This window comes from Alistipes sp. AF14-19 (assembly GCF_003461645.1).
GTDB lineage: Bacteria > Bacteroidota > Bacteroidia > Bacteroidales > Rikenellaceae > Alistipes > Alistipes shahii.
In genome coordinates, this window is record NZ_QTXM01000001.1 from 163,289 (window position 1) to 182,916 (window position 19,628).

Consider the following 19,628-nt stretch of genomic DNA (forward strand, 5'->3'; position numbering starts at 1 on the left):
GGCGGAGAGCTAAAACCGACTGTCCGGGAGAGCCTTTTCCGTCACAAAATCACCCGAAATAAAATTTTATACCCCAAAAGGCCGGAAATGCATTCCGGGCGGATTTCGGTGATCGTCAGCGAAATATCCGAAACATTCCGGCAAGTCGCGTCATAAAAAAGCCGATTCTATACATTTCCGTCCGGAAACACTCCGATAAAGCCCGCAAGATATTGGAAGTCAGCCGGTAAACCCGATGCCTTGGGGCTGCTCCGAAAATGCCCGTCCGACGGAAAGGCCTCTGCGTCAGCCACCAAAGTTCAGACACTAAACAAAAACGGCCGCATAATAATCACATACGCGCTCTCGTTAGTATGGCGAATTCATAACGACGACGCAACATGCAACCAAAAATTTCGAAAACGTTGGAGGGCATCATCGCCCGTTCGGCATTCAACACGACGAAGGCGGGAATGACGCATTCGCTCAAGGACTTCCTCACGCTGGAACTGCTCCGCGAAGAGGGGTCGCTCGCCTACCAGCTTTTATCCTCCCGGCTCAAGGACTGGGAGCTTTATCAGGTGCGCCTGCGCATCGAACGCGAGGTAATCAGCGCCAAACAGCAGGAGACCCGGTCGCCCGAGGAGTATTACCGCGACTTCACCGAGGAACTGCTCGCAATGCCGGGCGTCGCCCGGAGCGTGTCGACGGCCCACGCGCTGCTGGCCATCATCAGCGACCGTTCGACGGCGACCGCGCGCGTACTGGAGATGTACGGCGTGACGGCCGACAGCGTGTCCGGAGACCTGCAAAAATTCGCCGTGGGCGACGACTTCCGCACCGAAGTGCAGGTTCACATGCTCGACTTCGGCGAGGAGAACAGGAACGAGGAGAAAGGCCCGGCCCACCTGCTGGACAAGTTCGGCGTGAACCTTACGCGGCTGGCCCGCGAGGGGAAGATCGACCCGATCATAGGCCGCGAGCAGGAGATCGAACGCGTGGTGCAGATCCTCTCGCGCCGCAAGAAAAACAACCCGATCCTGATCGGCGAGGCCGGCGTGGGCAAGAGCGCCATCGTCGAAGGGCTGGCGCTGCGCATCGCGCGCGGCGAAGTGCCCTACACCATCGCCGACAAAACGCTCTTCTCGCTCGACGTCTCGTCGCTCGTGGCGGGCACGAAGTTCCGCGGCGAGTTCGAGGAGCGCATGCAGCAGCTTCTGGACGAACTGCGCAAAGCCAAGGACACGATCATCTTCATCGACGAGATACACACCATCGTGGGCGCCGGCTCCACGCAGGGCAGCCTCGACACGGCCAACATCCTCAAACCGGCCCTCGCGCGCGGCGAACTGCAAACCATCGGCGCCACGACGCTCGACGAGTACCGCGAGAACATCGAGACCGACTCGGCCCTCGAACGCCGCTTCCAGAAGGTGGTGATCGAGCCGACGACACCCGAGCAGACGCTCCAGATCCTGCGCAACATCGCGCCCCACTACGAGCGCCACCACAAGGTGCACTACACCGAGGAGGCGTTGCAGGCCTGCGTGACGCTCACCGGGCGTTACGTCACCGACCGCTATTTCCCCGACAAGGCCATCGACGCGCTGGACGAGGCCGGCTCGCGGGCGCACCTGCAATCGGCACGCGAACCGGAGGAGCTGCGGGCCATGAAGACGGCGCTCAGCGACGCCAAACGCGAACGCCGCGAAGCGGTCGAGGCGCTGGTCTACGAGAAGGCCGCCTCGGCGCGCATGCGGGAAATCGCGCTGCGCTCGAAGTTGGGCGAGAGCCGCGCCGAATGGAAGCGCTCGCTCGAAAGCAACCCCGTGGAGATCACCGCAAGGCATATCCAGGAGGTGATTACCGCCATGACGGGCATCCCTGCGGAGCGCGTCTCGGACGGCGAGATGATCCGTCTGCAAACCCTGCGCGAACACCTCGCCAAGCGTGTCGTGGGACAGCAGGAGGCCGTGGAGAAGATTTCGCGCACCATCCGCCGTTCGCGCGCCGGACTGAAGGACGAAAACCGCCCCATCGGCGTCTTCCTCTTCGTCGGGCCCACGGGCGTCGGCAAGACGCTGCTGGCCAAGGAGGTGTCGAAATGGCTGTTCGACGAGCGCCGCGGGCTGATCCGGATCGACATGAGCGAATACGGCGAAAAACACAACGTGGCGCGCCTGATCGGCTCGCCCCCGGGATACGTCGGTTACGGCGAAGGAGGCCAGTTAACGGAGGCCGTGCGTCGTCAGCCCTACGCCGTGGTGCTCTTCGACGAGATCGAGAAGGCCCATCCCGAGGTCTTCAACGCCATGTTGCAGATCTTCGACGAAGGACACCTCACCGACGGCTCGGGACGCAAGGTCGACTTCCGGAACACGATCATCATTATGACCTCGAACGTGGGTTCGCGGGCCGTGGTCCGGAAATCGGTGCAGGTGGGTTACAGCACCACCTCGAAGAGCGCCGTGGCCGACCGGACGCCCCAGAGCGAGTACTGCAAGGCTCTGGAGCACACCTTCGCCCCGGAGTTCCTCAACCGCATCGACGACATCGTGCTGTTCCGCACGCTGGAGATCGCCGACGTGGAACGGATCGTCGACCTGGAATTGCAGGGGCTGATGGCCCGCACGGGCAGGCTGGGCTACAAGGTGAAGATCACCGAAGGGGCCAAACGCCGGCTGGCGGCCATGGGCTACGAGTCGCGCTACGGCGTGCGTTCGCTCAAGCGGACGCTGATGGACAACGTCGAGGAACCGCTCTCGACGCTGATCATCGACGGCAAGCTCCACGAGGGCGACACCGTGATCGTGGAGTCGGACAAGGGCCGCGGCGTAAAACTGCGCGTGGCATAACCGACCGCTCGCAGAGAGGGACCGGGATCGTTTCCCGGCCCCTTTTCGCATTTTTCCGGCAGGAAAGGATGCGATATTTTCCATTTTTCCTAAATTTGTGCGAATATTTCATACCTCTTCAGAGAAACCGAATGCGTCCGATTTCTCTGAAAACCCTCTCCGGGGCCTTGTTTATAACCCTCTGCGCCGCGACGACGGCGTTCGCAGCAACCACTGAAGCCGACAGCCTGTCCGCAGCGCTGTCCCGGGCGCGCACGCCCGCCGAACGGGAGCAGACCTATGTCCGGCTGGCCGACCTCTGCGCCGACAGCACGGCGCTCGCCGTCCTCTACTGGGAAGCCGCACTCACCGAAGCCGCCGGAGCCGGAGACGACTACGGATGCCGGGAGGCGCTGGACCGGCTCGTGCAGGGATTCTCGGCGAAGCAGCCCGAACGGGCTTTGGAGTACGTCCGCCTTGCGGACAGCCTCCTGCCCGACCGCCGCTTCGCGCTGTTCCGTGCATCGCTCAACGCCTTCTGGCTCTGGAAGCAGATGTCGGTGGCCAACTCGTTCGAGGCGATCGACCGCGCGCAGGCGGAGTTCCGCGAGCGGCAACCGGGCAGCCTCACCCCCGAGGAGGAGATCGAATGGGAATTCCTCACGGGACTCTCCATCGACTATTCGTCGATCGCCACCGAAGCCTACGGCAACATTCCCCAGGCCATCCCCTATGTGGAGCAGGCTCTCGCCAAGCTCGAAAAATACCCGCTGGAGGAACGCGTTCACTTCGAAAAACTCTGCCGCGAGGAACTTGCAGACATCTATCTCTACGCCGACGATCCGCGCGCCGCCGGTCAGATCGGCCGGTGCATCGACCTGCACCGCGCGTGGGTGGCTGCCGACAAACGTTTCGAACGCCCCCGCCGCGACTCGGCGGAATACCTGATGCGGTCCTACGGCAAGATGGTCTTCCTGGGCGGCCTCCTCACCCGGGAGGAGGTGGACGGCTACTACGACAAATGCATGGAGCTGGCGCGCGGGCGCGGCGACCGCGAGGAGATATACAACACCAGCGCCCGTTATTACCGGGACAGGGGCGACTACGAGCGGAGCACGGCCTACATGGATTCGCTGCTGACCCACTACGCCGAGACCGGCAAAAAGGCGGATCTCGGCTCCATCTACATAGCGCAGTCGCACCTGTATGAAAAGGCGGGCGATTACGCAAAAGCCCTCGAAGCCATGCGGAAAGGCAACGACTTCCGCTACCACAGCCGCATGGACCAGGCGCAGAGCAAGCTGGCCGAGATGCAGGCGCTCTACGACGTCAACCGCCTCGAACTCGAAAAGTCCCGGCTGGCCGACCGCAACAAACTCTTCCTGCTTGTCGCCGGCGGCATCGTGCTGCTGCTCGCCGGCTGGGCCGCCTACCAGCAGGCGATGGTCCGGCGGCTGAAGCTGGCGCGCACGCAGTTCATGGCAGCCAGCGAAGAGGCGCAGCGCCAAAGCCGCCGCGCCCAGGAGAGCGAAAAAATGAAGACCGCCTTCATCAACTCGATGTGCCACGAGATACGCACGCCGCTGAACGCCATCAACGGCTTCTCCGAACTGCTGCTCACGGAACAGAAGCCTGCGGCCCGGCAGGCTTTTCAGGCCGAGATCTGGAAGAGCACCACGGCCCTGACCGCCCTGCTGGAGAACATGCTCGAACTCTCGCAGCTCGTCAGTTCCGAAAGCCCGCTCCCGGTCGCCCAGACCGACATCCGCCTGCTCTGCGCCGAACGGCTGGAGCTGCAAAAGCAGCTCGGCGACAATCCGGCGGTCGAATACGTCAACGAAGCGGGAACGGAGATCGAGATACCCACCAATGCCTTCTACCTGACGCGCGTCGTCGACAACCTGCTGCATAACGCCGCCAAGTTCACCGCCGCAGGACGCATCACGCTCCGTTGCCGCAACGACGAGCCCCGGCGCACGTTGCAAATCAGCGTCAGCGACACGGGCATCGGCATCCCGCCCGAAAAGCAGGAGTGGGTGTTCGAACGCTTCACCAAGGTCGACCCCTTCAAACCCGGTTCGGGCATCGGGCTTTACCTCTGCCGCCTGATCGTCACCCGCCTCGGGGGCGACATCCGCGTCTGCCCCGAATACAGCGGGGGCTGCTGCATCCGCATCGAACTGCCCTACTGATCCGCACCGCGGGCACTTTCGCAGCCCCTTCCGGCGCTTTTTCCGCCCCGGGAGGGGTTTGTGAATTGCAATCCCGGCGGAAATGGCTATCTTTGCACCTCAATACCCGAATCGAATGTACAGTTTCGCAACATACAAAGAGCAATACAAAGCCAACCTGCGGCTGGCGCTGCCCGTGGTGCTGACACAGCTGGGGCAGATCCTCACGCAGGTCGCCGACAACCTGATGGTCGGCCGCTACGGAGGCAGCGACCCCACGCCGCTGGCCGCCGTGTCGTTCGGCGGCGCCGTCTTCTTCATCCTCTTCATCGCCGCCATCGGCATCGCACTGGGCATGACGCCTCTCGTGGGCGAACTCTACGCGCAGGGCGACCGCGAGAAATCGTCGGGACTGCTCCAGAACGGCATTCTCTTCTACGGACTGCTGGGCGTGGCGATGGCCGCCGTGCAGTACGCCGTCATTCCGCTGATGTACCACCTCGGCCAGCCCGCCGAAGTGGTCGACATGGCCATCCCCTATTACAGGATGCTGGTGTGGAGCATGCCGTTCATCATGCTGTTCTTCACCTTCAAGCAGTTCCTAGAAGGCGTGGGCAACACGAAGGTCGAGATGTTCGTCACGATCGCGGCCAACCTCGCGAACATCGGCTTCAACTGGGTGTTCATCTACGGCCGCTACGGATTTCCCGAGATGGGCGCCGAGGGCGCGGGCCTGGGCACGCTGATGTCGCGCATCATCGCCCCGATGCTGATGATCGGCTACTTTTACAGCCGCAGCAAATACCGCGTCTATCTCGAAGGCTTTTCGCCGCGCAACTACTCGTGGGCGTCGGTCAGACAACTGCTGCACATGGGCCTGCCGATCTCGATGCAGATGTTCCTCGAAGCCTCGGCCTTCGTCGGCACGGGAATTATGATGGGGTGGTTCAACAAGGAGACGATGAGCGCCAACCAGATCGCCACGACCATCGGCAACTGCGCCTTTATGATCGTCATGTCGATCGGCGCGGCCACCACCATCCGCGTGTCGCACTGCTACGGCGCGCGCGACATCAGCCAACTGTCGCTCGCGGCCAAGGCGTCGTACCACCTCGTGCTGGCGTGGAACGCCCTCGCAGCGCTGGTTTTCATCACGATGCGCAACGTGATCCCGACCTTCTTCACCACCAACGCCGAGGTGATCGCCATCGCCTCGAACCTGATGGTCTTCGCTGCGCTCTACCAACTGTCGGACGGCATCCAGAACGTCTCGGTGGGTATCCTGCGGGGCATTCAGGACGTGAAGATCATCATGCCGATCGCCTTCGTCTCCTACTGGCTGCTGAACCTCCCGGCGGGCTACCTGTTCGGTTTCACGATGGGCATGGGTCCTTCGGGGCTTTTCCTGGGCTTCTCGTTCGGACTGTCGGCCGCAGCCGTGATGATGATCGTGCGCATCCGCCGCAGCATCAGCCGTTTGCATGCAAACGGGAATTCACAATCCACAATTCGCAATTCATAAATTCAGTTTGCAGGCATAGTTCCCGAATAAGCCAAAATTGTGAATTCTGAATTCTGAATTGTGAATTATTTTGTATCTTTACGCAAATTATACCCAATCATGGATACCGAAAAACGACATACGGGCGCCTGCAAACCCGAAGTGGGCCGCGGGTGCGCCTTTTGCAACTGCGGCTCGGAGCCGGAAGCCAAACTCTGCGACGGGTGCTTCAAGCTCCACGAAACGGCCTGGCTCGACGAGTACCCGGTCAACATGCCGAGCGACATCGTCGAGGTGCGTTTCAAGAACACCCGCCGTTCGTTCTACCAGAACGTCAACAACCTCGACCTCAAACGGGGCGACATCGTGGCCGTCGAAGCGTCGCCGGGCCACGACATCGGCGTCGTGTCGCTCACGGGCGACCTGGTGGCGCGCCAGATGCGCCGCACGGGATTCAACCCCTACAACGGCGAATACAAGAAGATCTACCGCAAGGCCAAACCCTACGATATCGAAAAGTGGCAGGAGGCCATCGCGCTGGAGCACGAGACGATGATCGCCTCGCGGCAGATCGCCGCCGACATGGGCCTGAACATGAAAATCGGCGACGTGGAGTATCAGGGCGACAAGATCAAGGCCATCTTCTACTACATCGCCGACGAGCGCGTGGACTTCCGCGAACTGATCAAGGTCTTCGCCGAACGGTTCCACATCCGCATCGAGATGAAGCAGATCGGCGCCCGCCAGGAGGCCGGACGCATCGGCGGACTGGGCGCCTGCGGCCGCGAACTGTGCTGCGCGTCGTGGATGTCGAGCTTTTCGAGCGTCACGACCGGAGCCGCGCGCGTGCAGGACATTTCGCTCAACCCCCAGAAGCTGGCCGGGCAGTGCTCGAAGCTCAAGTGCTGCATGATGTACGAATACGACACCTATGTCGACGCCCGCAAGGAGTTCCCGCGCCTGCGCGAACCGCTCCAGGCTGCCGAAGGCGAATGGTTCTGCGTCAAGAGCGACGTGCTGGCCGGAACGATGACCTTCTCTTCGTCGAAGGACGCGATGGCCAACGTCACCACGCTGCCCGTTTCGCGCGTGCGGGAGATCATGGCGCTGAACCGCCAGGGCAAGAAGGTCGAACGGTTGCAGGACGCCGACGACATCCGCCCGGAGATCGAGGAGCCGACCTACCGTTCGGAGGAGGACAGCATCACCCGCTTCGACCAGGCCAAACGCCGCAAGCGCGGCGGCCGCAACAACAAGGGCCGCGGCGAGCAGGGACGCCCCGCAGGGCAGAACGGACAGACGCCGCAGGAGTCCGGCGGAGAGACCCGCCAGCCGCGTGAAGGACAGCCCGGCCGTCCCGACAGGCAGCCGCGCCGCAACGACCGTCCGCGCAACGGAGGCAACGGAGGGGAGCGTCAGAACGGCGGCAACGGCAGCAACGGCGAGCGTCTGCACAACGGCCGCGGCGACAATAACCGAGGCGAAAACAACAGCCGTGAACCCCGCGAGAACAACGGCCGCGAACCCCGTGAAAACAACGGAGGCGGCCGTGAGGGCGGAAACCGCAGCCGCAACAACCGCAACCGCCGCCGCGGAAACGGAAACGGAAACGGAAACAACGGCGGAAACGCCCCGGCCGGCAATAACGGCAACGGAGGCGGCAGCGAAGGCGGCAATAACGGCGGAACGCATCAAAACCAATAGCGCGGTGAAACGCTCGGCAGGGCATATCGCGGCCGTGGCGGCCGCGCTTCTGGCCGGAAGCTGCGTCTCGCCCCACCAGTCGGCGGTCACCGACGTCAACCCCGCCCGGTGGGACTCGCGGGCCGAAATCCGCCTGCCGAACGCAGACACCGTGTCGCTGCGCGACGCCGTGATCTTCCTGCGCTGCAACGACCGCTTCGCGGAGGACACGTTGACGGTCCGCATCGCCACCGTAACCCCCGATTCGCTCCGCTTCGGGGAGTGGTTCCTGCTCGTCATCCCGCACCCGAAAGGTCCCGCGGCCCTGATGCGCGAGGCAGCGATCCCCTACCGCCGCCGAATCCGCCTCACGCAGCACGGCGACTACCGCTGCTCGGTCACGCCGGTCCGCCCCGTCCGCGGGGTCGAAGCCGTCGGCGTCGACCTGCAGCAAAGCAGATAACCGAAAACACATTACCGTCCTGCCGGCCCCGCAGTCCGGCGGAACAACAGACCACTATGGGCAAAGACAAGCTCCGCAGGTTCCGCGAGAACCTGACTTTCGAATGTTTCGTGCAACCCGAATTCGACGAGGTGTTCCACCGCGACCACCCGCTGAAAGGGAACTGGAACCGTGATTTCTTCCGCAACGACAATCCCATCGTACTGGAACTGGGCTGCGGCAAGGGCGAATACACCGTCGCGCTGGCTCAGCGCGACCCGCAGCGCAACTACATCGGCATCGACATCAAGGGCGCACGCATGTGGCGCGGCGCGAAGACCGCCACGGACCGCAGGATGCACAACGTAGGCTTCCTGCGCACACGCATCGAGTTCATCGACGCGCTGTTCGCCGAAAACGAAGTGTCCGAAATCTGGATCACCTTCCCCGATCCGCAGCTCAAGACCCGGCGGGCCAAGAAACGTCTCACCTCGCCGCTCTACCTGGCCTGTTACGCCCGCCTGCTCCGGCCCGACGGGTGGATCAACCTCAAGACCGACTCCAAGCACCTCTACGCCTACACGGGCGAGGTCATCCGCCATTACGGGCTGACTTGCGAGGTCTCCGAACCCGACATCTACGGTTCGGGGTTCGCCGACGAGGTGCTTTCGGTCAAGACGGCTTATGAAACCCGCTTTCTCGAAATGGGACTTCCGATCACCTACACGCGCTTCGCGCTGGACGGCCGGCACGAATTCCCGTGGTTCGACTGGGAGGAGGACGACAAGGAGGAGAAAGACAACGAGGCCGAACGGCAGCTACGATAGTCTCGCTCCCAGCTCCGGCCTCTCCGACCAGGCCTCTCCACCTTTCTTATAAACATAGGTATTAATTATTTCGGGCTTATCTACTAAATTTTTAGATCGAAAATTTGTTTTACTAAAAATTTAGTAGTAATATTGTGTCGTAAACCCGAAACAACACGACCTATGAATACCAAGATTACGGAACTGACTCGCGGCGAGGAGGAGATCATGCAGATTCTCTGGCGTCTGGGCGACGCGGTGGTCAACGACATCATCGCCCGGACCGACGAACCCCACCCCAAGTACACCACCGTCGCCACGTTTCTCAAGATTCTGGAGAACAAGGGCTTCGTCAGCCATACGGCCGAGGGCAAGAGCCACCGCTATTTTCCGCTGATCGGCCGCGAGGAGTATGCCCGCGGCGTCATGTCGTCGATGCTTTCCAGCTATTTCGACGGCTCGCTGGCCCAACTGGTGTCGTTCTTCTCGCGCCATGAAAACATCTCCGCCCGGGAGATGGATGAAATTCTCGAAATCATGCGCAACGCCAAAAAATAACCGCCGTGAAAACCCTCGCCATCTACGCCCTCGAAGTGCTGGCTTGCAGCGGCGTGCTGCTGGCGGCCTACGCCATACTGCTCGAACGGCACGTGCGGTTCGGCTGGTGCAGGGCCTACCTGCTCGCATCGACCCTCCTGGCGGCGGTCATTCCGCTGCTGCGCATCCCCGTCTGGCCGGGCAAGGTGATCGAGGTCGCCCCGACGGTCGCACTGCCCGCGGCCGAATGGACCGCCGAGGTGGTCGAAGAGGCGGCTCCGGCCGTCACGCCCGAAGCGATATGCCTGGCGGTATACCTGATCGGGGTCGGGCTGGTCGCGGGCGTCATGCTGTGGCAGGTCGTGCGCATCCGCCGGCTGCGGCGCGGTGCGGCGATCACCCGCACGGAGCGTTTCACGCTCGTGCGCACCCCGCAGCGGATCGCGTCGTTCTCGTTCTTCCGCTCGATCTACCTCTGGGACCAGATCCCGGCCGGAGAGTTGCAGGCCATCGTAGCCCATGAGGCGAGCCACGTCGCCCACCGCCACTCCGCCGAGCGCGTGGCGATGGAATGCATGAAGGCCGTGCTGTGGTGGAACCCCTTCGTATGGCTCGCCGCACGGCGGCTCACCGAAGCCGAGGAGTTCGAAGCCGACAGCGACGTGCTGGCCGAAGGGTACGACATCGAACATTACATGAAAACCATATTCAGGCAGCTATTCGGTTATAGTCCGGAAATAGCCAACGGGCTGCGGGATTCCTTAACCAAAAAACGCTTTAAAATGATGACAACGAAAACTTCCGGCAGGCACTCCCTGCTGCGGCTGGCGGGAACGCTTCCCGCCGTGATAGGACTCCTGTGCGCTTTCTCGCTGACCACGCGCGCCGCCGAGGTCCGGATTGCAGAAACCGAAAAGGCCCCGGCCGACGAAACGGCGTCCCAGGACGCAACGAAGAAAAAAGTCTCCGTAACCGTCTTCCAGAACGGCCAGCCGCTTCCGGGCGCAATCGTACTGATCAGCAGATCGAACGTCGGAACCGTGACCGGCAAGGAGGGCACGGCGCAGATTTCAGCGGCTCCCGGCAATGAACTTGTCATCTCCTACGTCGGCTGCCAGACCCGGAAAGTCCGCGTCTCCGACAAATCCGGCGCAGAGAGTTTTGAAATCACCTTGGAGACCGAGAGCAACAAGCTCGACCCCGTCAGCGTAACCCTCGGCGACCAAAAAACGCCCGCGCCCCAAAGCGCCGCAGGAGCCGAAAAGGAGCGGAAAGCCAAACCGCTCTATATCGTCGACGGCGTCGAGCGGACGAGCATCGACGACATCGCCCCCAATACGATCGAACGGATCAGCGTCCTCAAAAATCAGTCCTCCACCGCAGTGTACGGTTCGCGGGGTAAAAACGGCGTGATCGTGATCACCACCAAAGGCGCAGCCAAACCGGCGGCTGACGAAGCCGTTTTCAACGAGAAACCCGGATCGGTCGAAATCGCCTCCGCGTCCACGGAAGACATGCCGTTTCTGATCGTCGAAAAGATGCCTTCGTTCCGCGGCGGCGACCTCAACGACTTCCGCGCGTGGGTGCAGGAGCACCTCCAATACCCCGCCGAGGCCGTGGAACGGAACATTCAGGGCCGCGTGGTCGTGACGTTCACCATCGAAAAGGAGGGTTCGGTAAGCAACATCCTGGTATTGCAATCGCCCGACAAACTGCTTGCCGACGAGGCCCGCCGCGTGATCGCCTCCTCGCCCGCCGGAGCATGGACGCCCGGCGAGCAGCGCGGAGAGAAGGTGCGCGTGAAATATACGCTGCCCGTCGATTTCCGCCTGCCCCAGACCGAAAGCGCAACCGTGCAGGGCGCTCCCGACGGTAACGAACCATTCCTGGTCACCGAGAAGATGCCTTCGTTCCGGAGCGGCGAGATCAAAGACTTCCGCAACTGGATACAGATGCACATCCAATACCCGGCCGAAGCGATGAAAAACAATATCCAGGGACGTGTCATCGTCTCGTTCATCGTCGAAAAGGACGGTTCGGTAAGCAATATCCTGGTATTGCAATCGCCCGACAAACTGCTTGCCGACGAGGCCCGCCGCGTGATCGCCTCCTCGCCCGCCGGAGCATGGACGCCCGGCGAGCAGCGCGGAGAGAAGGTGCGCGTGAAATATACGCTGCCCGTCGATTTTTACCTCCAAGGCAGCGGGGACAAGTTCTCCGAACGGCCTGAAAAGCCCCAAGGCAGTCGCGACGGAATCCTCGTCGTGGGCTACGGCGCAACCCAAAAATAACCCCCTTCTTACCATCAGCGACGGGCGGCGTCCACCCCAAGTTCAGCGGATGCCGCCCGTTTTTTGCCCTGCCCGCCGAAATCCGCCGCAAAAACACGGCATTCCGGGAACTTTTTACTACATTTACACGACTTTAACCGCTCGTAACATGGATGTAAAGATAGCCCCCGACTGGAAGGAACTCCTCGCCCCGGAGTTCGAAAAACCCTATTTCGCGCAGCTCACGGAGTTCGTACGGCAGGAATACGCCTCGCGGCGCATTTTCCCGCGCGGCAGCAACATCTTCCGCGCCTTCGACAAATGCCCGTTCGACCGCCTGAAAGTGGTCGTCATCGGCCAGGACCCCTATCACGGTCCCGGACAGGCCAACGGGCTTTGTTTCTCGGTCGCGGACGGAGTTCCCTTCCCGCCCTCGCTGCAAAACATCTTCAAGGAGGTCTCCGACGACACCGGCACGCCCATACCGTCTACGGGCAACCTCGACCGCTGGGCCGAACAGGGAGTGCTGCTGCTCAACGCCGTGCTCACGGTCCGCGCCCACGAAGCCGCGTCGCACGCCGGCCGCGGCTGGGAGACCTTCACCGACGCCGTGGTGCGCGCCATCGCCCAGCGCAAAGAGGGCATCGTCTACATGCTCTGGGGCAGCTACGCCCAGAAGAAAGGCGCCATCGCCGACCCGCAGCGCAACCTGATCCTCAAAGCCGTGCACCCTTCGCCGCTGTCGGTCTACCGGGGATTCTTCGGCTGCCGCCACTTCTCGCGCGCCAACGAATACCTCCGCTCCGTGGGCAAGGAGCCGATCGTGTGGTAACAACATTTAACAGAATCACCCAATTAGACAACTCGCACTTCTGATCACAGTCATGCTGTTGGAGCCTGCTCCCCAGACCCACCGAACACACGGTTACAAAAACGCCACGATCCATTAAGACGCGTAGCCATTTCCTTTTTTTAAAATTCCGAAAAAATTTGGAATATAAAATTATCGCCCTATATTTGTAGTGTACTACTACACTAATACACAAAAACAATAACAGCCATGATTGCTTTTCAAAACGTTTCTTTCGGTTACAACCGTCGCCGGAAGGTTTTCGCAGATCTCTCGCTGACGTTCGGCGAAGGGCACATCCACGGCCTGCTGGGACGCAACGGCACTGGCAAAAGCACGCTGCTGCAACTTATCTGCGGACTGCTCGAACCCGATACAGGGCACATTGCCGTCGATGGATTCACCCCGCGGCAGCGGAGCGTGGATTTTCTGTCCAGGCTGATGCTGATCCCGGAAGAACTGAGCCTGCCGAATATTCCACTCCGCCGTTTTGCCTCACACACAGGTGTCTTCTACCCCGGTTATTCAGCAGAAATGTTCGAAAGTCATTGCGAAGCACTCGAAATCGATCCGTCACAAAATCCCCACGACATGTCCATGGGCCAGCGCAAAAAAGGCTACATCGCCTTCGCACTCGCCTGCAATCCACAGTTCCTGCTACTCGACGAACCGACCAACGGTCTGGACATCCCGTCGAAAACAATCCTACGCAGCCTGTTGGCGGCCTACGCCGACGAGAAACGCACCATCGTGATCTCGACCCATCAAGTCCGCGAAGTCGAGAACCTGATCGACAAAATCGTCATCCTCGACGAACAGGGCCTTGTGCTCGCCGCAACCACGGAAGAATTGTCGCACCGCCTCACGTTTGGGCCGTTGCCCGCAGACGCGAAAGCGATTTACAGCACCCCCTCGTTCTCGGGCGAAGAGGGCATCGCCCTCAATACGACCGGCCGGGAAAGCCGTCCGGACCTCGAACTGATCTTCGCAGCCACCACCCACGACCGCATGACCATTCCCTCGATTCTTCACACAAATCCCACCAATCATGAATAACTCCATCTCTTTTCGGCGCACTGTATTATATGCACGCAAACATTACGTTGAAAATGCCCGCTACTACGGCTACGGCCTGCTGGCAATTCTGATTCTGCTCTCTGTCTTCGCGTGGTTTTACGGATCATGGCGCAGTGATCCGGGGGAATTCCGCGTAACCGCCTGCTTCACGATGTTGGGATTCATGTATTACGTCACCCGCTTGAGCTGCCGTAACCTCTACAAGCGGCTGCCGATGGTACGCTCCTACACGCTGCCTGTCACGGCGGCGGAGAAATACCTCTTCATCTGGTTCAACACAACGGTTATCGCCACCCTGCTTTTCAGCCTCGTCTTGTGGCCTGTCACAGCCGCGGCAGACATCCCCGACGGCAACATCATCCGAATCATGATCTATCCTACATGGCTGACGATCTTCACGGTGCAGGCCGGGCTGCTGCTGGCCTGTTGCTGGGGCAAGGAATACCCGATGAAAATATTCCTGCTGCTCGCCGGAGCTTTCATCCTATTCTTCATCATCTACTACTGGGTACTGATGCCATCAGACGGATTATTCGTCCGCATTCCCTTTTCCGAATTCACTGTCAACATACACTCCGACACCGCAAGGCTCTCTTTTCCGCTCCGGAAGCAACTCCCGGAATACGGCGCCTACACGATGATCTTCGGATACTGGACTCTCGTAAGCTGGGTGACCGGATATTTCAAGCTCCGGGAAAAAACTCTCAAATAATCCGGCCATGCAATTCAACGACAACCAGCCGATCTGGCTCCAGATCTACGACCACGCCTGCCGCGCCATCGTCTCCGGCCGTTGGCCCGAGCGGGAGCGCATCCCCTCGATACGCGAACTCGCCGTGACACTACAAGTCAACCCCAACACGGTGATGCGGGCGTACGATAAACTCGGAAGCGACGGACTGATCCTTATCCGCCGCGGCATGGGATTCTTCGTCGCCGAAGGCTCGCAGGCTCGGACACTCGAAGCCCAGCGACACGAATTCATTCGGGTCGAACTGCACACCATGTTCGCCCGCATGGACGAACTGGGCATTGACATGAACGACCTGCAGACTCTCCACAACAACTATTTAAAACGGAAAAGTCATGAAAACAAGCAATAAAATCCTCTCGACGGCATTTGCTGCCTACCTGCTCTTTACCGCCGGCAACAGCGCGGCAATCCTGAAGGAGTACAAACGGGCCGAAGCATCGGGCAAAGCGCTCATTACACAACTGGAAAAGACTTCGATCCACGTTCTCTCGGTCGAAGGCGACAATTACATCCAAGCCAGTCGGGGACGAAAAAGTTCGCAAACGCTCGGTTTCTGGAGCCCATTCGATCCAGAGACCACGCCCCTACGCATTTGCGGCGATACGCTCTACATTTCGGGAACGTCGTACGGCTACGTCACACTACCCGACCTGAAAAGTTTCCTGCGCAACGGCAAGCCACAACCGATCAACGAAGATTAGACACCAAAAAACCGGTCGTGTATACAACACGACCGGTTTTCTAATCCCATAAACTTTATCCCAGATAGGATTTCAGGAGTTTCGACCGCGACGAATGCCGGAGGCGGCGAATCGCCTTCTCCTTGATCTGACGCACGCGCTCGCGCGTCAGGTCGAACTTCTCGCCGATCTCCTCGAGAGTCATCTCCGAGGTTCCGATGCCGAAGAAGTACTTGATGATGTCGCGCTCACGCTCCGTGAGGGTCTCCAGCGCACGGTCCACCTCGGTCGACAGCGACTCGTTGATCAGCCCGCGGTCGGCATTGGGCGAATCGGGATTCACCAGCACATCCAGCAGCGAGTTGTCCTCACCGTCGGCGAACGGAGCGTCGACCGATACGTGGCGGCCGGCGACACGCAGCGTGTCGGTGACCTTCTCCTTCGGGAGTTCCAGTTCCGTAGCCAGCTCTTCGGGCGACGGCGTGCGCTCGTGCTCCTGCTCGAAGCGTGCGAACGCCTTGTTGATCTTGTTCAGCGAACCCACCTGGTTGAGCGGCAGACGCACGATGCGCGACTGCTCGGCCAAAGCCTGGAGAATCGACTGACGAATCCACCACACGGCATAGGAGATGAACTTGAAACCGCGGGTCTCGTCGAACTTCTCGGCGGCCTTGATCAGCCCGAGGTTGCCCTCGTTGATCAGGTCCGGGAGGCTCAATCCCTGATTCTGGTATTGTTTGGCGACGGACACCACGAAACGCAGGTTGGCTTTGGTGAGCTTCTCAAGCGCTTCCTGGTCTCCTTTTTTAATTCGCTGGGCGAGTTCCACCTCCTCCTCGACCGTGATAAGCTCCTCCTTGCCGATTTCCTGCAAGTACTTGTCCAGCGAGGCGCTTTCGCGGTTGGTGATGGACTTTGTAATCTTTAATTGACGCATATTTTTTTCTAACTATCCTAATAATACTGCAATCCATAAACCCGCCCGGGCTGCGATTTACTCCACCAGCGTGTAGCTTGCCGAACGGCCGTTGGGATAAACGCCGTCGATCGAACGGACCTTCTCCGTCATCCGCTGCATGTCGCCGAGCGAATAGACCGGGCGGTCGTTGATGTGAGTGATCACAAATCCCTGTTTAACACGGGCGCGGGCCAGAATTCCGTCGGCCTTGATGCCGACCACCTGCACGCCGCCCTTGATGTCAAGTTCGCGGCACAGTTTGGCGCCCGCATCGGCGAACTTACCTCCGAGCGCATCGACAACATCGACGTCCTCCTTGGTAACCAATTCCGTTTTACCTGCTTTATTACGCAAAGTAACGTCAAATTGTTTCACCTTTCCGTCTCTTTTTACGGATAATTTAACCGTATCGTTGGGTCGGCGTTTGGCGATCTGCTCCTGAAGCGTCGAAGGCTCAACAATTTTCACGCCATCAATGTCCAGAATCACGTCTCCCTTGCGGATTCCGGCCTCCGAAGCGGCTCCGCCCTCGACAACTGCGGCCACGTAGGCGCCGCCCAGATCCTTGATGCCCAACTCTTTACCCTCCGTATCGAGGAAATCCTGATCCACGACGCGGAACTGTACGCCCAGCAGGGCGCGCTGCACGACGCCGAACTCCTTCAGATCGACCACCACCTTGCGGACGATCGACTCGGGAATGGCGAACGAATAGCCCACGTAGCTTCCCGTCTGCGACTTGATCAGCGTGTTAATGCCCACCAGCTCGCCGTGGGTGTTGACCAGCGCACCGCCCGAGTTGCCGGGGTTCACCGCCGCGTCGGTCTGGATGAACGACTCGATCCTGAAATCGTTGGGAATGGCTCCCAGCTGCCGCGCCTTGGCGCTCACGATGCCGGCCGTGATGGTCGACTGCAAGTCGAACGGCGAACCGATCGCCAGCACCCATTCGCCCAGACGCAGCGCATCGGACGATCCGAAAGCCAGCGTAGGCAGCCCCTTGGCCTCGACCTTCAGCAGCGCGAGGTCCGTCGCCGAATCCTTGCCGATGAGTTTGGCGTCGAACGAACGCCCGTCGTTGAGCTTCACCTTGAGTTTCGAAGCCCCGTCCACGACGTGGTTGTTCGTCACGACATAGCCGTCCTCCGAAATAATCACGCCCGAACCGCCGGCCCGCTGCTCGCGGTACTGCGGACCTCCGTCGCCGCGGCCGTAATCCTGCGGGATTCCGAAGAACTCCAGAAACGGATCGTAGCCCCGGCGCTGGGGCATCTCGACCTGCTGGATGGCCTCGATGTTCACGACGGCCTTCACCGCATTCTCGGCGGCGTAGGTGAGGTCGGGATACTGCTCGGCCTGGTAAGACGTAAACTGGGTTCCCAGCGCGGGCGTACGTTCCACCTCGCGCTCGATGTATGCGACGGAACCTCCGCGGTCCGCGGAAACCGTCCAAGCCGTAAGTCCGCCGGCTGCGGCCGACACGGCTACGAGTCCTAAAATCAAAAATGCCTTTTTCATAATGAATTAAATGTTTTGGTTCTATTAATCAGAGGCAACTTCATTACATAAGCTGTACGTTTAAATTTCAATTTCGAAGGACAAACGCACAATAACGTCCGGTTAGTATGTCCTTTTCGCACAAAAATCGGGACATCCTGCGCGGACGCCCCGATTTTTCAGCGTATCCGGACGCTAAAGGCCGAACTCCCGCTTGATCTGCTCCACGGCATCAAGTTTCTCCCAGCCGAAGAACTCGATTTCGCGCTCGGTCTCGACGCCGTTTTCCCAGACCTTCTCCACCTTCGTGTAAGGACGATTGCCGAAATGCCCGTAGGAGGCCGTCGCCTCGAAGATCGGGTTTTTCAGGCCGAAACGCTTCACGATGGCCGCGGGACGCAGGTCGAAGAGCTTCCCGATGCGGCGGGCGATCTCGCCGTCGGTCATGCCGGCCAACGCCGCGGGACGGGGTGAATTGTAGGTATCGACGTAGATCGACAGCGGCTGCGCGATGCCGATGGCGTAGCTCAACTCGACCAGAATCTGGTCGGCGACGCCCGCCGCCACGAGGTTCTTGGCGATGTGGCGCGCAGCATAGGCCGCCGAACGGTCCACTTTGGACGAGTCCTTGCCCGAAAAGGCGCCGCCGCCGTGCGCGCCGCGGCCGCCGTAGGTGTCGACGATGATCTTGCGGCCCGTAAGTCCCGTGTCTCCGTGAGGCCCTCCGATCACGAACTTGCCCGTGGGGTTCACGTGCAGGATGTAGTCGTCGCCGATCAGTGCGGCCAGCTGGTCGCCGGCGCGCTCCAGACGCGCCTTGACCCGCGGAATGAGAATCGTGCGCACGTCCTCGCGGATTTTGTCCTGCATCTGTTTTTCCGCCTCCTTCTCGCTGCGGCCCTCGCCCGAGAGGATGAACTCGTCGTGCTGCGTCGAGACGACGATCGTATGCACGCGCAGCGGCTTGTTCGTCGTCTCGTCGTACTCGATCGTGACCTGCGACTTCGAGTCGGGACGCAGATAGGTCATCACCTCGCCTTCGCGGCGGATGACGGCCAGCTCCTTGAGGATCACGTGCGACAGGATCAGCGTCGCGGGCATCATCTCGCGGGTCTCGTTGCAGGCGTAGCCGAACATGATGCCCTGGTCGCCGGCGCCCTGCTCCTCCTCGGCTTCGCGGACGACGCCCTGGTTGATGTCCGACGACTGTTCGTGAATGGCCGACAGAATGCCGCACGAGTTGCCGTCGAACTGATAGTCGCTCCGGGTGTAGCCGATGCGGTTGATCACGCGGCGCGCCACGCCCTGCACATCGACATACGCCTCCGAGCGCACTTCACCCGCCACGACCACGAGTCCCGTGGTGCAAAGGGTTTCGCAGGCGACTTTCGAGTTGGCGTCGCGGCGCAGGAATTCGTCGAGGATTGCGTCGGAAATCTGATCCGAAACCTTGTCAGGATGTCCTTCGGACACCGATTCCGATGTAAATAAAAAGCCCATTTTCATACATTTTTAATGGTTAAACGTATAAAATGGGAAAAATTGGCTGTTGAAAATAAAAAATGTGCTGTTTTAGCGATTTTTTATTG

At 60.4% G+C, this 19,628-nt stretch carries 16 protein-coding genes; 13 read left to right on the plus strand and 3 right to left on the minus strand.

All coding sequences use genetic code 11. The annotated features are described in order from the left end of the window. Positions 1 to 380 precede the first annotated feature (380 nt). From DWW03_RS00570 to DWW03_RS00630, 13 genes are all read left to right on the plus strand, one after another. Positions 381 to 2,834 carry an ATP-dependent Clp protease ATP-binding subunit gene (locus DWW03_RS00570; RefSeq protein WP_118406089.1) on the plus strand — a complete coding sequence of 818 codons (2,454 nt, stop codon included), beginning with the start codon at positions 381 to 383 and terminating at the stop codon, positions 2,832 to 2,834. 131 nt (positions 2,835 to 2,965) lie between these two features. Next, a complete protein-coding gene (locus tag DWW03_RS00575) occupies positions 2,966 to 5,005 on the plus strand; it encodes a sensor histidine kinase (protein ID WP_022061789.1) in 2,040 nt (679 codons plus the stop codon). Between the two features lie 115 nt (positions 5,006 to 5,120). After that, on the plus strand, positions 5,121 to 6,506 hold the full coding sequence (locus tag DWW03_RS00580) for an MATE family efflux transporter (RefSeq protein ID WP_022061790.1): 1,386 nt from the start codon (positions 5,121 to 5,123) through the stop codon (positions 6,504 to 6,506). A 99-nt stretch (positions 6,507 to 6,605) separates the two neighbouring features. Further along, the gene (gene ricT / locus DWW03_RS00585) at positions 6,606 to 8,189 is read left to right on the plus strand and encodes a regulatory iron-sulfur-containing complex subunit RicT (RefSeq protein WP_118406090.1); all 1,584 of its coding nucleotides are present in this window, start codon (positions 6,606 to 6,608) and stop codon (positions 8,187 to 8,189) included. A gap of 4 nt (positions 8,190 to 8,193) precedes the next feature. After that, a complete protein-coding gene (locus DWW03_RS00590) occupies positions 8,194 to 8,631 on the plus strand; it encodes a hypothetical protein (protein ID WP_118406091.1) in 438 nt (145 codons plus the stop codon). Positions 8,632 to 8,687: 56 nt separating this feature from the next. Next, entirely contained in the window at positions 8,688 to 9,437 is a 750-nt protein-coding gene (gene trmB / locus DWW03_RS00595) for a tRNA (guanosine(46)-N7)-methyltransferase TrmB (RefSeq protein WP_022061793.1), read from the plus strand. Positions 9,438 to 9,599: 162 nt separating this feature from the next. Beyond that, the gene (locus DWW03_RS00600) at positions 9,600 to 9,974 is read left to right on the plus strand and encodes a BlaI/MecI/CopY family transcriptional regulator (protein WP_015547564.1); all 375 of its coding nucleotides are present in this window, start codon (positions 9,600 to 9,602) and stop codon (positions 9,972 to 9,974) included. A gap of 5 nt (positions 9,975 to 9,979) precedes the next feature. Then, entirely contained in the window at positions 9,980 to 12,244 is a 2,265-nt protein-coding gene (locus DWW03_RS00605; RefSeq protein WP_118406092.1) for a M56 family metallopeptidase, read from the plus strand. 148 nt (positions 12,245 to 12,392) lie between these two features. After that, positions 12,393 to 13,055 carry a uracil-DNA glycosylase gene (ung, locus tag DWW03_RS00610; RefSeq protein WP_015547563.1) on the plus strand — a complete coding sequence of 221 codons (663 nt, stop codon included), beginning with the start codon at positions 12,393 to 12,395 and terminating at the stop codon, positions 13,053 to 13,055. A 228-nt stretch (positions 13,056 to 13,283) separates the two neighbouring features. Further along, positions 13,284 to 14,129 (plus strand): ATP-binding cassette domain-containing protein, encoded by an 846-nt coding sequence (locus DWW03_RS00615; RefSeq protein ID WP_015547562.1) that lies wholly within the window; start codon positions 13,284 to 13,286, stop codon positions 14,127 to 14,129. Next, entirely contained in the window at positions 14,122 to 14,862 is a 741-nt protein-coding gene (locus tag DWW03_RS00620) for a hypothetical protein (protein WP_022061796.1), read from the plus strand. The genes DWW03_RS00615 and DWW03_RS00620 overlap by 8 nt, the downstream gene beginning before the upstream one ends. A 7-nt stretch (positions 14,863 to 14,869) precedes the next feature. Continuing rightward, positions 14,870 to 15,253, plus strand: a complete 384-nt coding sequence (locus DWW03_RS00625; RefSeq protein WP_015547560.1) for a GntR family transcriptional regulator — start codon at positions 14,870 to 14,872, stop codon at positions 15,251 to 15,253. Next, a complete protein-coding gene (locus tag DWW03_RS00630) occupies positions 15,237 to 15,605 on the plus strand; it encodes a hypothetical protein (protein ID WP_022061797.1) in 369 nt (122 codons plus the stop codon). Before DWW03_RS00625 ends, DWW03_RS00630 begins: the two co-directional genes overlap by 17 nt. A 55-nt stretch (positions 15,606 to 15,660) precedes the next feature. Here the strand turns inward: DWW03_RS00630 and DWW03_RS00635 are convergent, their stop codons facing one another. From DWW03_RS00635 to metK, 3 genes are all read right to left on the minus strand, one after another. Continuing rightward, positions 15,661 to 16,521, minus strand: coding sequence for an RNA polymerase sigma factor RpoD/SigA (locus DWW03_RS00635; RefSeq protein ID WP_010266169.1), 861 nt, complete (start codon positions 16,519 to 16,521; stop codon positions 15,661 to 15,663). A 57-nt stretch (positions 16,522 to 16,578) separates the two neighbouring features. Then, positions 16,579 to 18,060 carry a Do family serine endopeptidase gene (locus DWW03_RS00640; RefSeq protein WP_022061798.1) on the minus strand — a complete coding sequence of 494 codons (1,482 nt, stop codon included), beginning with the start codon at positions 18,058 to 18,060 and terminating at the stop codon, positions 16,579 to 16,581. A 174-nt stretch (positions 18,061 to 18,234) separates the two neighbouring features. Next, positions 18,235 to 19,539 (minus strand): methionine adenosyltransferase, encoded by a 1,305-nt coding sequence (metK, locus tag DWW03_RS00645; protein WP_022061799.1) that lies wholly within the window; start codon positions 19,537 to 19,539, stop codon positions 18,235 to 18,237. Positions 19,540 to 19,628: the final 89 nt, after the last annotated feature.

Bases quoted from the DNA above. Each gene is read 5' to 3' on its own strand.
- DWW03_RS00570 (WP_118406089.1), top strand. From the start codon at position 381: ATGCAACCAAAAATTTCGAAAACGTTGGAGGGCATCATCGCCCGTTCG.
- DWW03_RS00575 (WP_022061789.1), top strand. From the start codon at position 2,966: ATGCGTCCGATTTCTCTGAAAACCCTCTCCGGGGCCTTGTTTATAACC.
- DWW03_RS00580 (WP_022061790.1), top strand. From the start codon at position 5,121: ATGTACAGTTTCGCAACATACAAAGAGCAATACAAAGCCAACCTGCGG.
- ricT (WP_118406090.1), top strand. From the start codon at position 6,606: ATGGATACCGAAAAACGACATACGGGCGCCTGCAAACCCGAAGTGGGC.
- trmB (WP_022061793.1), top strand. From the start codon at position 8,688: ATGGGCAAAGACAAGCTCCGCAGGTTCCGCGAGAACCTGACTTTCGAA.
- DWW03_RS00600 (WP_015547564.1), top strand. From the start codon at position 9,600: ATGAATACCAAGATTACGGAACTGACTCGCGGCGAGGAGGAGATCATG.
- ung (WP_015547563.1), top strand. From the start codon at position 12,393: ATGGATGTAAAGATAGCCCCCGACTGGAAGGAACTCCTCGCCCCGGAG.
- DWW03_RS00615 (WP_015547562.1), top strand. From the start codon at position 13,284: ATGATTGCTTTTCAAAACGTTTCTTTCGGTTACAACCGTCGCCGGAAG.
- DWW03_RS00620 (WP_022061796.1), top strand. From the start codon at position 14,122: ATGAATAACTCCATCTCTTTTCGGCGCACTGTATTATATGCACGCAAA.
- DWW03_RS00625 (WP_015547560.1), top strand. From the start codon at position 14,870: ATGCAATTCAACGACAACCAGCCGATCTGGCTCCAGATCTACGACCAC.
- DWW03_RS00630 (WP_022061797.1), top strand. From the start codon at position 15,237: ATGAAAACAAGCAATAAAATCCTCTCGACGGCATTTGCTGCCTACCTG.
- DWW03_RS00635 (WP_010266169.1), bottom strand. From the start codon at position 16,521: ATGCGTCAATTAAAGATTACAAAGTCCATCACCAACCGCGAAAGCGCC.
- DWW03_RS00640 (WP_022061798.1), bottom strand. From the start codon at position 18,060: ATGAAAAAGGCATTTTTGATTTTAGGACTCGTAGCCGTGTCGGCCGCA.
- metK (WP_022061799.1), bottom strand. From the start codon at position 19,539: ATGGGCTTTTTATTTACATCGGAATCGGTGTCCGAAGGACATCCTGAC.